At 71.5% G+C, this 13,714-nt stretch carries 11 protein-coding genes; 1 reads left to right on the plus strand and 10 read right to left on the minus strand.

The features are described from left to right. From ftsQ to rsmH, 10 genes are all read right to left on the minus strand, one after another. A complete protein-coding gene (gene ftsQ, locus ACIQFU_RS21810) occupies positions 1-795 on the minus strand; it encodes a cell division protein FtsQ (protein WP_402553647.1) in 795 nt (264 codons plus the stop codon). Between the two features lie 23 nt (positions 796-818). Continuing rightward, positions 819-1,913 carry an undecaprenyldiphospho-muramoylpentapeptide beta-N-acetylglucosaminyltransferase gene (murG, locus tag ACIQFU_RS21815; protein ID WP_059299072.1) on the minus strand — a complete coding sequence of 365 codons (1,095 nt, stop codon included), beginning with the start codon at positions 1,911-1,913 and terminating at the stop codon, positions 819-821. 6 nt (positions 1,914-1,919) lie between these two features. Further along, on the minus strand, positions 1,920-3,290 hold the full coding sequence (gene ftsW / locus ACIQFU_RS21820; RefSeq protein WP_402553649.1) for a putative lipid II flippase FtsW: 1,371 nt from the start codon (positions 3,288-3,290) through the stop codon (positions 1,920-1,922). Positions 3,291-3,361: 71 nt separating this feature from the next. Then, positions 3,362-4,777: a UDP-N-acetylmuramoyl-L-alanine--D-glutamate ligase gene (murD, locus tag ACIQFU_RS21825; RefSeq protein WP_402553651.1), complete on the minus strand. Its 1,416-nt coding sequence runs from the start codon at positions 4,775-4,777 to the stop codon at positions 3,362-3,364. Between the two features lie 8 nt (positions 4,778-4,785). Next, on the minus strand, positions 4,786-5,877 hold the full coding sequence (gene mraY / locus ACIQFU_RS21830) for a phospho-N-acetylmuramoyl-pentapeptide-transferase (protein WP_402553756.1): 1,092 nt from the start codon (positions 5,875-5,877) through the stop codon (positions 4,786-4,788). Further along, complete coding sequence (gene murF / locus ACIQFU_RS21835; RefSeq protein WP_402553653.1) at positions 5,877-7,292, minus strand: UDP-N-acetylmuramoyl-tripeptide--D-alanyl-D-alanine ligase; 1,416 nt, start codon at positions 7,290-7,292, stop codon at positions 5,877-5,879. Before murF ends, mraY begins: the two co-directional genes overlap by 1 nt. Positions 7,293-7,352: 60 nt before the next feature. Then, complete coding sequence (locus ACIQFU_RS21840) at positions 7,353-8,873, minus strand: UDP-N-acetylmuramoyl-L-alanyl-D-glutamate--2,6-diaminopimelate ligase (protein WP_402553654.1); 1,521 nt, start codon at positions 8,871-8,873, stop codon at positions 7,353-7,355. A 264-nt stretch (positions 8,874-9,137) separates the two neighbouring features. Next, positions 9,138-11,102 carry a cell division protein FtsI gene (gene ftsI / locus ACIQFU_RS21845; RefSeq protein ID WP_402553656.1) on the minus strand — a complete coding sequence of 655 codons (1,965 nt, stop codon included), beginning with the start codon at positions 11,100-11,102 and terminating at the stop codon, positions 9,138-9,140. Then, positions 11,099-11,653 carry a septum formation initiator family protein gene (locus tag ACIQFU_RS21850; RefSeq protein ID WP_402553658.1) on the minus strand — a complete coding sequence of 185 codons (555 nt, stop codon included), beginning with the start codon at positions 11,651-11,653 and terminating at the stop codon, positions 11,099-11,101. Before ACIQFU_RS21850 ends, ftsI begins: the two co-directional genes overlap by 4 nt. 73 nt (positions 11,654-11,726) lie before the next feature. After that, positions 11,727-12,683 (minus strand): 16S rRNA (cytosine(1402)-N(4))-methyltransferase RsmH, encoded by a 957-nt coding sequence (gene rsmH, locus ACIQFU_RS21855; protein ID WP_402553660.1) that lies wholly within the window; start codon positions 12,681-12,683, stop codon positions 11,727-11,729. A 429-nt stretch (positions 12,684-13,112) separates the two neighbouring features. On the opposite strand from rsmH, the gene ACIQFU_RS21860 reads away from it, so the two are divergent. Then, positions 13,113-13,661 carry a beta-class carbonic anhydrase gene (locus ACIQFU_RS21860; RefSeq protein ID WP_402553662.1) on the plus strand — a complete coding sequence of 183 codons (549 nt, stop codon included), beginning with the start codon at positions 13,113-13,115 and terminating at the stop codon, positions 13,659-13,661. Positions 13,662-13,714: the final 53 nt, after the last annotated feature.

Here is a 13,714-nt window from a genome sequence, read left to right on the forward strand (position 1 = left end):
TCAACTCCCGGATGACGCCGGGGCGGTGGGAACACTCACGTCGAAGTGCCGCGCGTCGGGCGTCGCTTTCATGAGTGCGGTGAGCGCTCGGGCCTTGCGCACACCCTGCTCACCGCTTCCCCACGACACGGTCCGCTCGCCGCTCAACTCCAGTGAGATGTCGTCGTAGGAACGGACCTTGACGAGCCGCGCGTCCCGGGCGACCTCGTCCGGGAGCCGGCCGGCCACCCGTACCGCCTCGCGCACCAGCCGGTCGTCGTCGAAACGGCGCAGGCTCGCCGCGGCGGAACCGGAACGGGCCGGTTCCAATTCCAGCGTGGGCACGCCTTTGGGCGCCTTGGAAACCGTGGCGAAACGGACGCCTTCATCGTCCACTTCCACGAAGTTTCGGCCCTTTTGGACAATCAGGACCGGAGTACGCTCCGTCACTTTCAGTCCGATTCCGTGCGGCCAGGAACGCTCCACCTCGACCTCGTCGATGCGGGGCAATTTCCGCCGCAGCCGGGCCTCGACCGCCTCGGTGTCGACCGAGACCAGCGGATCCCCGACCGGCACGTCGGCGGCCTCGCGCACCTGAGCGGGCGTCAGGACGCGGGTGCCGGAGACCGACACGTCCTCCAGACGCGTCCAGTTGGAGCCGTAGAGCACCCAGACGGTCCCGCCCGCGACGAGCACGAGCGCCGCGACGAGAATGATGATCGTACGAAGACGGGGCGGGCGGAATCGCCGGACCCCGGGCGGGCCGGACGACTCCTGCTGGCGTGCACCGCGCTCGGCGGTGGTCGGTCCGGCCACGCTCCCCTGCCTTCCGTCAGTGTCTAGCGGTGCGCACGGGCGGCGATCGCCTCGTACACCATGCCGACGAGGAGGTCGTCGGCGTCCCGGCGGCCGAACTCGGCGGCGGCGCGGGACATCTCGTACAGCCGGTGCGGGTCGGCGAGCACGGGCAGGACGTTCTGCTGGAGCCACTCGGGCGTGAGTTCCGCGTCGTCGACCAGCAGTCCGCCGCCTGCCTTGACCACCGGCTGGGCGTTGAGCCGCTGTTCGCCGTTACCGATGGGCAGCGGGACGTAGGCGGCCGGGAGCCCCACGGCGGAGAGTTCGGCGACGGTCATCGCGCCCGCGCGGCAGAGCATCATGTCGGCGGCGGCGTACGCGAGGTCCATCCGGTCCAGATAACTTACCGGGATGTACGGGGGCATCCCCGGCATCTGGTGGACCTGCGGCAGTTCGTTCTTGGGTCCGACCGCGTGCAGGATCTGGATCCCGGCCTGCTGCAGCCACGGCGCGACCTGCTGGATGACCTCGTTGAGGCGGCGGGCGCCCTGCGAGCCGCCGGTGACCAGCAGCGTGGGCAGGTTGGGGTCGAGCCCGAACATGGCGCGGGCCTCGGGGCGGGCGGCGGCCCGGTCGAGGGTGGCGATGGAGCGGCGCAGCGGGATGCCGATGTAGCGGGAGTTGCGCAGCTTGCTGTCGGGAGTGGAGACGGCTACCTGGGCGGCGTAGCGCGAGCCGATCTTGTTGGCCAGGCCGGGGCGGGCGTTGGCCTCGTGGACGACGATCGGCACGCCGAGTCGCTTGGCGGCGAGGTAGGCGGGCAGCGCCACGTAGCCGCCGAAGCCGGCCACGGCGTCCGCCTTGGTGCGCTCCAGGATCTGCTCGGTCGCCTTGATGGTGCCGCGCAGCCGGCCCGGGACGGTGATCAGCTCGGGGGTGGGCTTGCGCGGCAGCGGTACGGCCGGGATCAGCGCCAGCTCGTAGCCGCGCTCGGGCACCAGGCGGGTCTCCAGGCCGCGTTCCGTGCCCAGGGCCGTGATTCCCACGGTCGGATCCTGCCTGCGCAGGGCGTCCGCGAGGGCGAGCGCGGGCTCGATGTGGCCCGCGGTTCCTCCGCCGGCGAGTACGACATGCACCGAAATTCACCGCTCTCCGGACGAACGCGCCGCCGAGGCACGCCGTCGCATCGTGTTCCAACTCCGGGGGTTCCGCTTGGCCGCGGGTCCCCTGGCTCCCCGCTTTCTACCAAAGCGAGGTTGCCGCAACGCAAGCGCCGCCCGCGCACCGGGTTCGTCACGCGCGAAGGCGATCAGCAGACCGATGGCGAACATGGTCGGCAGCAGGGCGGAACCCCCGTAGGAGAACAGCGGGAGCGGGACACCGGCGATCGGCAGCAGCCCGAGGACCGCACCGATGTTGATCACGGCCTGGGCCGTGATCCAGGTGGTCACGCCTCCCGCGGCATACCTCACGAAGGGGTCCTCCGTGCGTCCGGCCACGCGGATACCCGCATAGCCTAGAGCCGCGAACAGGGCGAGCACCGACAGTGTCCCGGCCAGGCCCAGTTCCTCACCGGTGACGGCGAAGATGAAGTCGGTGTGCGCCTCGGGGAGTTGGCCCCATTTCTCCACACTGGCGCCGAGCCCGGAACCGAAGAGTCCGCCCGAGGCGAGGGCGTAGATGCCGTGCACGGCCTGCCAGCAGGAGTCGCCCGGTCCGGGGTCGGTGGCACCGAGGCAGTTGAGCCGGGCCATGCGGTTCTCGCTGGTCTTGATGAGGACGAAGCCCAGCAGCAGGGCGATGGAGAGCACGCCCGCGAACAGCCGGGTGGGCGCGCCGGCCAGCCACAGCAGACCGAACAGGATGGCCGTGAGAATGATCGCGGTGCCCATGTCGCCGCCGATCATGATCAGCCCGAGCAGCATGAACGCGGCCGGCACCAGTGGCACCAGCATGTGCTTCCACTGCGTCAGCAGCTTCTTGTCTTGCTTGCGGGCGAGCAGGTCCGCGCCCCACAGCACCAGGGCCAGCTTGCCGAACTCGCTGGGCTGGATCTGGAAGGAACCGCCCAGTGAGATCCAGTTCTGGTTGCCGTTGACCGCGACCCCTATCCCCGGCACCTGGACCAGGATCATCAGGAAGACGGCACCGGCGAGAATGGGGTAGGCGAGCGCCCGGTGCAGCTTGACCGGCATCTTCGTCGCGGCGGCCAGGAGGCCGACGCCGATCAGCGCCGCGAGGGCCTGCTTGCGGAAGAAGTAGGAGCCGGGCAGCGACAGCTGGAGCGCGGTGATCTGGGAGGCCGAGTAGACCATCACCAGGCCGAGCACGATGATCAGGGCGCTGCCGCCGCAGATCAGGTAGTACGCGGTCAGCGGCCGGTCCCAGGCGCGGCGCAGGCGCAGGTACAGGCGCAGCACCGGGTTCTCCTGCGGCTGCCGCGGCGCCGCCGGCCGCTTGACGGCCCGCTGGACGGGCGGTCGTCCGGTACGGCTCTGGGGACTACCGGGCATCGCGGCCTCCGCTGTACGTCGGCATGGACCGTCGTCCTCCCGAGTTCACCCGGCGGCAGGAGGCGGCCGGGTCAGGCGCCGAGTTCGCGAACGGCCTGCGCGAACGCGTCACCGCGCTGGTTGTAGTTGGTGAACATGTCCATGGAGGCACAGGCCGGTGCCAGCAGCACCGTGTCACCGGGCCGGGCGAGCCGCCGCGCCTCCTGGACGGCCTGGAGCATCGCACCAGTGTCGGTCCGGTCGAGGTCGACCACGGGTACTTCGGGGGCGTGTCGCGCCAGGGCTTCGCGGATCAGGGCGCGGTCCGCGCCGACGAGGACGGCGCCGCGCAGCCGCTTCGCCGCACCGGCGACCAGTTCGTCGAAGGTCGCGCCCTTGGCCAGCCCGCCTGCGATCCACACGATCGACTCGTAGGCCGCCAAGGAGGCTTCGGTGGCGTGGGTGTTGGTGGCCTTGGAGTCGTCCACGTAGGCCACGCCGTCCACGTCGGCGACGTGTGCGATGCGGTGGGCGTCCGGGGTGAAGGCGCGCAGCCCGTCCCGTACGGCGGCGGCGGAGACGCCGAAGGCGCGGGCGAGGCCCGCCGCGGCAAGGGCGTTGGCGATGTTGTGCGGGGCGGGCGGGTCGACGTCCGCGACCTCGGCCAGCTCCTGGGCGTTCTTCTGCCGGTCCTCGACGAAGGCGCGGTCGACCAGGAGTCCCTCCACGACGCCGAGTTGGGAGGGGCCGGGCGTGCCCAGGGTGAAGCCGACCGCCCGGCAGCCCTCCTCGACGTCGGCCGCGCGGACCAGGTCCTCGGTCGCCTTGTCGGCCACGTTGTAGACGCAGGCGACGCGATTGCCCTCGTAGATGCGGCCCTTGTCGGCGGCGTAGGCCTCCATGGAGCCGTGCCAGTCGAGGTGGTCGGGGGCGAGGTTGAGGACGGCGGCGGAGTGGGCGCGCAGGGAGGGCGCCCAGTGGAGCTGGTAGCTGGACAGCTCGACCGCGAGGACGTCGTACTCGGTGTCGCCGGTGACCGCGTCGAGGAGCGAGACGCCGATGTTGCCGACGGCGGCGGTACGCAGACCGGCCGCCTTCAGGATCGAGGCGAGCATCTGGACCGTGGTGGTCTTGCCGTTGGTGCCGGTGACGGCGAGCCAGGGCGCGGGCTTCCGGCCGTCCAGGCCGCGCAGGCGCCAGGCCAGTTCGACGTCGCCCCAGACGGGGACGCCGGCCTCGTCGGCCGCCGTGAACAGGGGCTTGGTGGGCTTCCAGCCGGGTGCGGTGACGATCAGCTCGGTGCCTCCGGGGAGCGTGTCCCCGTCGCCGAGGCGCACGGTGACGCCGAGCGCCTCCAGCTCCGCCGCCTGCGACCGCGCGCGCTCGTCCGCGCCGTCGTTGACGACGGTGACCTGCGCGCCGAGCCCGTGCAGGGCCTTGGCCGCCGGGACGCCTGAGACGCCGAGTCCGGCGACGGTGACGTGCTTGCCGCTGAATTCCGAAGGCACCGAGGAGGTCACTTGTCCGTTGCCCATCCCGCGTAGAAGAGGCCGAGTCCGACGATCACACAGATGCCCTGGATGATCCAGAAACGGACCACGACAAGGACTTCGGACCAGCCTTTGAGTTCGAAGTGGTGCTGGAGTGGCGCCATCCGGAAGACCCGCTTGCCGGTGAGGCGGAAGGAGCCGACCTGGATGACCACCGACATGGTGATCAGGACGAACAGGCCGCCGAGGATGGCCATCAGCAGTTCGGTGCGCGAGCAGATCGCCAGACCCGCGAGCACACCGCCGAGCGCGAGCGAACCGGTGTCGCCCATGAAGATCTTGGCCGGCGAGGTGTTCCACCACAGGAAGCCGAGGCAGGAGCCCATCAGCGCGGACGCGACCACCGCGAGGTCGAGCGGGTCTCTCACCTCGTAGCAGGCCCCCGGGTTGGTCAGGGTCAGCGCGTTGGCGCAGGACTCCTGGAACTGCCAGACGCCGATGAAGGTGTAGGCGCCGAAGACCAGGACGGAGGCGCCGGTGGCCAGGCCGTCCAGGCCGTCGGTGAGGTTCACGCCGTTCGACATCGCGAGGATCATGAACAGCGCCCAGACGACGAACAGCACCGGGCCGATGGTCCAGCCGAAGTCGGTGATGAACGACAGCTTCGTGGACGCCGGGGTGTTGCCCCGGTTGTCCGCGAACTGCAGCGCGAGCACGGCGAAGGCGATGCCGACGGTCAGCTGGCCGATCATCTTCGCCCTGGCCCGCAGGCCCAGCGAGCGCCGCTTGACGATCTTGATGTAGTCGTCGAGGAAGCCGACCAGGCCCATGCCCACCATCAGGCCCAGCACCAGCAGACCGGAGAAGGTCGGCCCCGCGTCGATGTCGGGGTCCAGGTAGCCGGTGATGCCCTTGGCGAGGAAGTACGCGGCGACCGTCGCCAGGATGAAGGCGATACCGCCCATGGTCGGCGTACCGCGCTTGCTGGCGTGCTCGCGCGGTCCGTCGTCGCGGATGTACTGGCCGTAGCCCTTGCGGGCCAGGAGCTTGATCAGCAGCGGGGTGCCGACCAGCGTCAGGAAGAGGCCAATGACTCCTGCGAACAGGATCTGCTTCATCATCGGGCGGCAACCTCACCCTCGGCGCCGGTCTCGAGCAGCGCCGAGGCGACGCTCTCCAGGCCCACCGAACGGGACGCCTTCACGAGCACGACGTCCCCCGGGCGCAACTCGCTGCGCAACAGGTCGACCGCCGCCTGTGCGTCGGACACGTGCACCGACTCCTCACCCCACGAACCCTCGTTATATGCGCCCAGTTGCAGCCATCGGGCTTCCCTGCCCCCGACCGCGACGAGCTTGCCGACATTGAGCCGGACGGCGAGCCGTCCGACCGCGTCGTGCTCGGCGAGCGCCTCGTCCCCGAGCTCGGCCATCTTGCCGAGCACCGCCCACGTGCGACGCCCCTTGCTCATGGCCACCAGCGCGCGCAGCGCGGCCTTCATGGACTCGGGGTTCGCGTTGTAGGCGTCGTTGACGACCGTCACGCCGTCCGGGCGCTCGGTGACCTCCATCCGCCAGCGGGAGAGGGAGCCCGCCTCGGAGAGCGCGGTGGCGATCTCGTCTGCGGACATGCCCAACTCGTGGGCGACGGCGGCCGCGGCGAGCGCGTTCGACACGTGGTGCTCACCGTACAGGCGCATGGTCACATCGCTTGCACCGGAGGGTGTGTGAAGGCTGAAGGAAGGCTGTCCGGTGTCCGTGAGTCGCACGTTCTCGGCAGAGACGTCCGCTTCGCCGGACTCTCCGAAAAGGATCACCTTCGCCTTCGTTCGGGAGGCCATGGCCCGTACGAGGGGGTCGTCCGCGTTGAGGACCGCGGTGCCGCCCTCCTCGGCCGGCGGCAGCGCCTCGACGAGCTCGCCCTTGGCCTGGGCGATCTGCTCCCGGCCGCCGAACTCGCCGATGTGCGCGGAGCCGACGTTCAGGACGAGGCCGACCTTCGGCGGGGTCAGCTCGCACAGGTACCGGATGTGACCGATGCCGCGGGCGCCCATCTCCAGGACGAGGAACTTCGTCTCGTCGGTGGCGGTGAGCGCGGTGAGCGGCAGTCCGACCTCGTTGTTCATGGAGCCGGGCGTGAAGACCGTGGGCGCCTTGCGGCGCAGTACCTGGGCGATCAGGTCCTTGGTGCTGGTCTTGCCGGCCGACCCGGTGAGGGCCACGAGGGTGGTGCCCAGGCGCCGCACGACGTGCCGGGCGAGAGCGCCCAGGGCGGCCTGGACGTCCTCGACGACGATCGCGGGCACGCCGACGGGGCGGGAGCCGAGGACGGCCACCGCACCCGCTTCGACGACCTGCGCGGCGAAGTCGTGGCCGTCCACCCGCTCGCCGACGAAGGCCACGAAGAGGCTGCCGGGCCCCGCTTCCCGCGAGTCCCGGACGACCGGCCCGGTGACCTCGGCGGACGCGTCCGGTATGTCGTGCATCCGCCCGCCGACGACTTCTGCGATCTCGGCGAGTGAGAGGGTGATCACAAGTTCGTCCCCTGCATCGGGATCAGGATCGGCTGGATCATTCGGGATCTCATCCCTGTCTCATCCCTGGGTCTTCTTGATGGCTTCGCGCAGCACCTGACGGTCGTCGAAGGGACGGACGACCCCGGCGATGTCCTGGCCCTGCTCGTGGCCCTTGCCGGCCACCACGACGGTGTCGCCGGGCTCGGCCCGGGCGACGGCGGCGGCGATCGCGGCGGCCCGGTCCTCGAAGACCTGCACCTCGCCGCGCTCGTGCGCGGGCACGGTCGCCGCGCCCTGGAGCATGGTGGCGAGGATCGCGAGGGGGTCCTCGGAGCGGGGGTTGTCGGAGGTCAGTACGGCGGTGTCGGCGAACCGGGCCACGGCGGCGCCCATCGGCTCCCGCTTGGAGGTGTCCCGGTCGCCGCCGCAGCCGAGCACGGCGTGCAGCTTGCCCTCGGTGACCTTGCGCAGGGCCCGCAGGACGGACTCGACGGCGTCGGTCTTGTGGGCGTAGTCGACCACCGCGAAGTACGGCTGGCCCTCGTCCACGCGCTCCAGGCGGCCCGGTACACCCGGTACGGCGGCGACGCCGTCGGCGGCGGCCTGCGGGTCGAGCCCGGCGGCGGCGAGGGCGACGATCGCGGCGAGGGTGTTCGCCACGTTGAACGGCCCGGCCAGCGGCGACTTGGCGGCGATCCGCTCGCCCTTGGGCCCGAGGACGGTGAACGTGGAGTCCAGCGGGCCGACCTCGACCTCGTCGGCGCGCCAGTCGGCGTCCGGGTGGCCCTCGGCGGAGTAGGTGACGACCGGGACGGTGGCCTCGCCCGCGAGGCGGCGCCCGTACTCGTCGTCGACGTTGACCACGCCGAGTTTGCTGCGCCCGGGGGTGAAGAGCTGCGCCTTGGCCTGGAAGTAGTCCTCCATCCCGGAGTGGAACTCCATGTGCTCCGGGCTGAGGTTGGTGAAGACCGCGATGTCGAAGACGCACGCGTCGACGCGGCCGAGGACCAGGGCGTGGCTGGAGACCTCCATGGCGACCGCCTCGGTGCCGCGCTCGCGCATCACCGCGAACAGGGCCTGGAGGTCGGTGGCCTCGGGCGTGGTCCGCTCCGACTTGATGCGCTCGTCACCGATGCGCATCTCGACGGTGCCGATCAGACCGGTGGACTTCGCCGTGCGCAGACCGCCCTCGACGAGGTACGCGGTGGTGGTCTTGCCGGAGGTGCCGGTGATGCCGAACTGGAGGAGGTCGCGGCCGGGGTGGCCGTAGATCGTGGCCGCCAGTTCGCCCATCCGCGCGCGCGGGTCGTCGACGACGAGCGCCGGCAGCCCGGTGGCGGCGACGCGCTCCGCGCCGGCCGGGTCGGTCAGCACGGCGGCGGCGCCGAGACCGGCGGCCTGGGTGACGAAGTCGGCGCCGTGGGCGCGGGCTCCGGGCAGTGCTGCGTACAGGTCGCCGGGGCGGACGGCGCGCGAGTCGTGGGTGATGCCCGTGACCTCGGCGGAGCCGTCCGGAGCGGCGGCACCCAGCTGATCGGCGAGTTCCGCGAGGGGGGTGGCGGAGATCCGCACCGGCCGGGGCGGTCCCGGATATGTCACGGGGTGGCCCTTCTGGGTGGTTTGGGAGTGATCAGGGTGTGGCACGGCGGTGAGCGTACCGGGAGTACCCGCCTGGGGGCCAAAGAGGGCTCCGCGCGCAGCGCGGTCCGGCAAGGGCGGTGGGGGGAGACGGGTGGGCGAGGTGGGAGGGCTGGACTGGTTCCCGGGGTCGGGGGTGATCGTTGTCACGGGTGGTTCCTGGTGGCTCGGTACTGAAACGGCGCTGGCTCGGTACGGGCTCGGTGTCTGTGGGGGCGGTGCTGCTCAGGGCTTGAAGGTCACCGGGAGCCTCGCGGGATCGGCCCCGGTCGGCGGCACCTGGAGGGTCTTCAGGGCGAACTCCATGACCTGCTTGTAGATGGGACCGCAGATCTGGCCGCCGAAGTAGCTGCCCTCGGTGGCGTTCTGGATGGCGCAGTAGACGGTGACGCGGGGCTTGTCGGCGGGCGCGAACCCGGCGAAGGACGAGGTGTAGCCGTGGTACTTGCCGGTGGCCGGATCCACCCGGTTGGCCGTGCCCGTCTTGCCCGCCACCCGGTAGCCGGGGATGCGGGCCTTGGTGCCGGTGCCCTCCTCGTCGTCGACGACGGACTCCAGCATCTGTGCGAGGGTCTTCGCGGTCTTCTCGCTGGTTACACGGGTCTTCTCGGGCTCCGGGGCCGGGGTGAAGCGTCCGTCGGCACCCTTGGTGCCCCGTACGAGCGTGGGTTCGATCCGGACGCCGCCGTTGGCGATGGTCGAGTAGATGGAGGCCGCCTGGAGCGCGTTCACGGAGACGCCCTGGCCGAAAGGAATCGTGTACTGCTGCGAGGTCGACCACTGGCCGGGCGGCGCGAGGATGCCCTTGGTCTCGCCGGGGAAGCCGAGCCCGCTGTAGCCGCCGAGGCCGAACTTGCGCAGGTAGGAGTAGAGCACCTTGTTGGCCTCGGCCTGGGTCTTGCCCAGTTCGCCGGTGGCCATGATGGTGCCGATGTTGCTGGACTTGGCGAGCACGCCGTTGAGCGTGAGGTACCAGGTCGGGTGGTCGATGTCGTCCTTGAAGAGCCGGTCGCCGCGCTTGAGCCGGTTGGGGACGGTGATGTGGGTGCCGGGGGTGGCGGCGTTCTCCTCCAGTACGGCCGCCATCGAGAGCACCTTGGCGGTGGAGCCCGGTTCGAAGGCGTCCTGGAGTGCGGCGTTGCCGAGCGCGTCGGGGTCGGCGTGGGCGAGGTCGCCGGGGTCGAAGCTCGGCGCGTTGGCCATGGCGAGGATCTCGCCGGTGGCGGTGTCCTGGACGATGACGTAGCCGCCGTCCGCCTTGGACTTCTCCACCTGCTCGCCGATGGCGTGCTGCGCGGCCCACTGGATGTCGCGGTCGATGGTCAGCTCGACGTCGCTGCCGGGCACGGCGGGCGTCTCGGTGGACCCGGCCGTGGGCACCTGCCGCCCGCCGGACTGCGCGTAGCGGATCTTGCCGTCCTCGCCGGCCAGCGTCTTGTCCAGCTTGCGCTCCAGGCCGCCGCCGCCCTTGCCGTCGGCGCCGACCCAGCCGAGGACGCCGGCGGCGAGGTCGCCGCCCGGGTACACGCGTTTGCTGCTGGGGTCGGCGAAGACGCCGGCGAGCACGTTGACCGCGGACTTGTCGGTCTCCGCCTTGGTGGTGAGCGCGGTCTTCAGGTCCTTGATCTGGTTCCAGACCTGGGGCGTCTGCCGGCGCGCGAGACGGACGTAGCGCAGTTTCCTGTTCTTCGGGCGCAGCACCTCGGCCAGATGCTGCTGGTCCTGGCCGAGGATGGGCGCGAGCAGCGCCGCCGCCTGCTCGGGCCCGTCGTCGACCTTGAGCTGTTCGCGGGTGAACATCGTGGGGTCGGCGGTGATGTCGTAGGAGTCCACGGTGCTCGCGAGGGCGACGCCGTTGCGGTCGGTGATGCCGCCGCGCTCGGCGGGCAGGGTGTGCACCACGTAGCGGTTCTGCTCGGCCTTCGCGGAGTACGTGCCGGCGTCGACGGCCTGCACCTGGAGGAGCCGTACGACGAACGCGGCCAGCACGAGCGTCAGCGCGAGGCCGATCATGCGCAGACGGGGGCGCGGGCTGCCCAGCCGGAAGGCGCGGGGCGCCGGCCGGGGCGGTCCGGGCCTGCGGGCCGGCCGGGCGCCGGGGCCGGGGCGGCGCCCGCCGCCGGGGCGGGCGGGCCTGGCGGGTCCGGGCACACGGCGCCGCGGCGGTTCCCTGTCGGACACTTCCGTCACCTGCCGGGAGTCGGGGTCGGGGTGGGCGTCGCCGCCGTGGTGGGGGTGGCGGCCGTGCCCGTGGTGGTGGACGTGGGGGACGGGGCGGACGGTTCGGCGTAGGGGGACGGGGTGGCCGCGGACGGGCTGCCGGACGTCGCGGTCAGCGCCTCGGGGGCGAGCACGAGCGGGGTGGCCGCGGCGGGCGCGGGGCTGGGCGAGCCCTTGACCTTCCCGTCGGGATCGAGGAAGGCGGGGTCGCCGCCGGGCACCATGCCCAGTTCGCGGGCGCGGCGCTGGAGGGCCCGGGGGGCGGAGTAGGCGTCGATGTCCCGCTGGAGCGCCTGCTCCTCGTCGGTCAGCTCCTTGGTCTGCTGCTTCAGGTCGTCCAGCTGGAAGGAGCCTTCGCTGAGGGCGGAGTTGAGCACCAGGAGCCCGATGAGGCCACCGCCGAGGAGGACCACGACCAGGAGGACGAAGGGGGCCCGGGCCGCCTGGCCGCGGGCGCTGTTCGTGGGCAGGAGCCGGGCGAGGCGGGCCGCCCTGCCCTTCAGCTCGGGATTCCTGCTCACTCGCCCTCCCCCAGGGGGTGTCGTCCGCCGCCGTGCCCGGCCTGCCTCGCTCGGTCCGCCCGAGGGACTCCCTTCACCCGAGGGACTCCCTGATGCGCTCGGCACCGCGCAGCCGTGCCGGTGCCGCCCGCCGGTTCTCGGCGATCTCCTCCTCGGTGGGAAGTTCGGCACCGCGCGTCAGCAGCTTGAGGCGCGGCGCGTAGCGTTCGGGGACAACGGGCAGACCGGGCGGCGCGGTGTTGGCGGCGCCGCCCGCGAACACCTGCTTGACCAGCCGGTCCTCCAGCGAGTGGTACGACAGCACGGCGATCCGCCCGCCGACCGCGAGCGCCTCCACGGCCGCCGGGATCGCCCGCTCGAGCACCGGCAGTTCGCCGTTGACCTCGATGCGCAGGGCCTGGAAGGTGCGCTTGGCCGGGTTGCCGCCGGTGCGCTTGGCGGCCTGGGGCAGTGCCGCGCGGATCAGCTCGACGAGGCGGGCGCTGTTGGTGAACGGCTCCTTCTCGCGCTCGCGCACGACGGCGGACACGATCCGCTTGGCCTGCTTCTCCTCGCCGTACGCCCGCAGGATGCGGACGAGTTCGCCGGGCGGATAGGTGTTGAGGACCTCGGCGGCGCTCATGCCGGTGCTCTGGTCCATCCGCATGTCGAGCGGGGCGTCCTGGGCGTAGGCGAAGCCGCGGCCGGCCTCGTCGAGCTGCATGGAGGAGACGCCGAGGTCGAACAGCACGCCCTGGACGCGGGGGACGCCGAGCCGGTCGAGTACGTCGGGCAGCTCGTCGTAGACGGCGTGCACGAGGGTGGCGCGCTCGCCGTGCGGGGCGAGCCGCTCGCCGGACAGGCGCAGGGCCTCCTTGTCGCGGTCGAGCGCCACGAGCCGGGCCTCGGGGAAGCGTTCGAGGAGCGCCTCGCTGTGCCCGCCGAGTCCCAGCGTGCAGTCGACGACCACGGCTCCCGGCTCCTTGAGGGCGGGCGCCAGCAGGTCCAGACACCGCTGGAGCATCACCGGGACGTGTCGACTCTGGCTCAAGTGGGGCGGCCTCTCAGATCCGGCGCGACGTCACGCACCGCCGGGTCCCCTCCCGCTCGCGTCCGAAGGGGAAGGCCTGCCGGCGCCAAAAGCGTCGGCCGGCCGGGAGCGGGAGGAGGCCGAGCCGTACGTACGCGCCGCGCACGTGGGGAGATCTGGCGGGACGTCGTCCAGGTCTCCGGGGAATTCAGTCCAGCAGGGAGAACCTCGCCTCCCGCTTCGCGTCACTTTAGTCCACCGTGTCGCCCGGTCAATCAACCGGCCTGCGCGTCGCGGTCGCCGGCGTCCGCAAACCGGCATCGCACGGCTTTTCACTCATACGGCCGCCTTTGCACCGCCCTGTGGGTTGGCTCACAACAGGCCTCGATGACGTTCTTTGTCCCGCTTCACAGCGGGCCACCGGCCCGGACGGCCAGTAACGTCATGGATATGACGACTTCTGCATCGGTACCCGCAGGCCCCGAATCCGCCACCGTGGCCGACCACACCGTCACCGACCGGCTCGTCGAAGCGAACGGACGCTATGCCTCGGCGTTCGACGACCCCGGGATGGACGCCCGCCCCGTCCAGCGCGTCGCGGTCGTGGCCTGCATGGACGCCCGCCTCGACCTGCACGCCGCGCTCGGCCTGAAGCTCGGCGACTGTCACACGATCCGCAACGCGGGCGGTGTGGTCACCGACGATGTGATCCGCTCCCTGACGATCAGCCAGCGGGCGCTCGGCACCCGCAGCGTGGCCCTCATCCACCACACCAACTGCGGCATGGAGTCCATCACCGAGGAGTTCCGGCACGATCTGGAACTGGAGGTCGGTCAGCGCCCCGCGTGGGCGGTGGAGGCCTTCCGGGACGCCGACCAGGACGTGCGGCAGTCGATCGAGCGGGTGCGCACCTCGCCGTTCCTGCTGCACACCGAGGATGTGCGCGGTTTCGTCTTCGACGTGAAGACGGGCCTGCTGCGCGAGGTCGACCCCGCCTGACCGGGCGGCACGCCCCCGACGATCCCGCCGGGCAGGCGCCGCCGCCGAGGCCC

Source organism: Streptomyces sp. NPDC093065 (assembly GCF_044754585.1).
Taxonomy (GTDB): domain Bacteria; phylum Actinomycetota; class Actinomycetes; order Streptomycetales; family Streptomycetaceae; genus Streptomyces.

Coding starts and splice junctions, on each gene's coding strand:
- ftsW (WP_402553649.1), bottom strand. CDS start 3,290: ATGCCCGGTAGTCCCCAGAGCCGTACCGGACGACCGCCCGTCCAGCGG.
- mraY (WP_402553756.1), bottom strand. CDS start 5,877: ATGAAGCAGATCCTGTTCGCAGGAGTCATTGGCCTCTTCCTGACGCTG.
- ACIQFU_RS21860 (WP_402553662.1), top strand. CDS start 13,113: ATGACGACTTCTGCATCGGTACCCGCAGGCCCCGAATCCGCCACCGTG.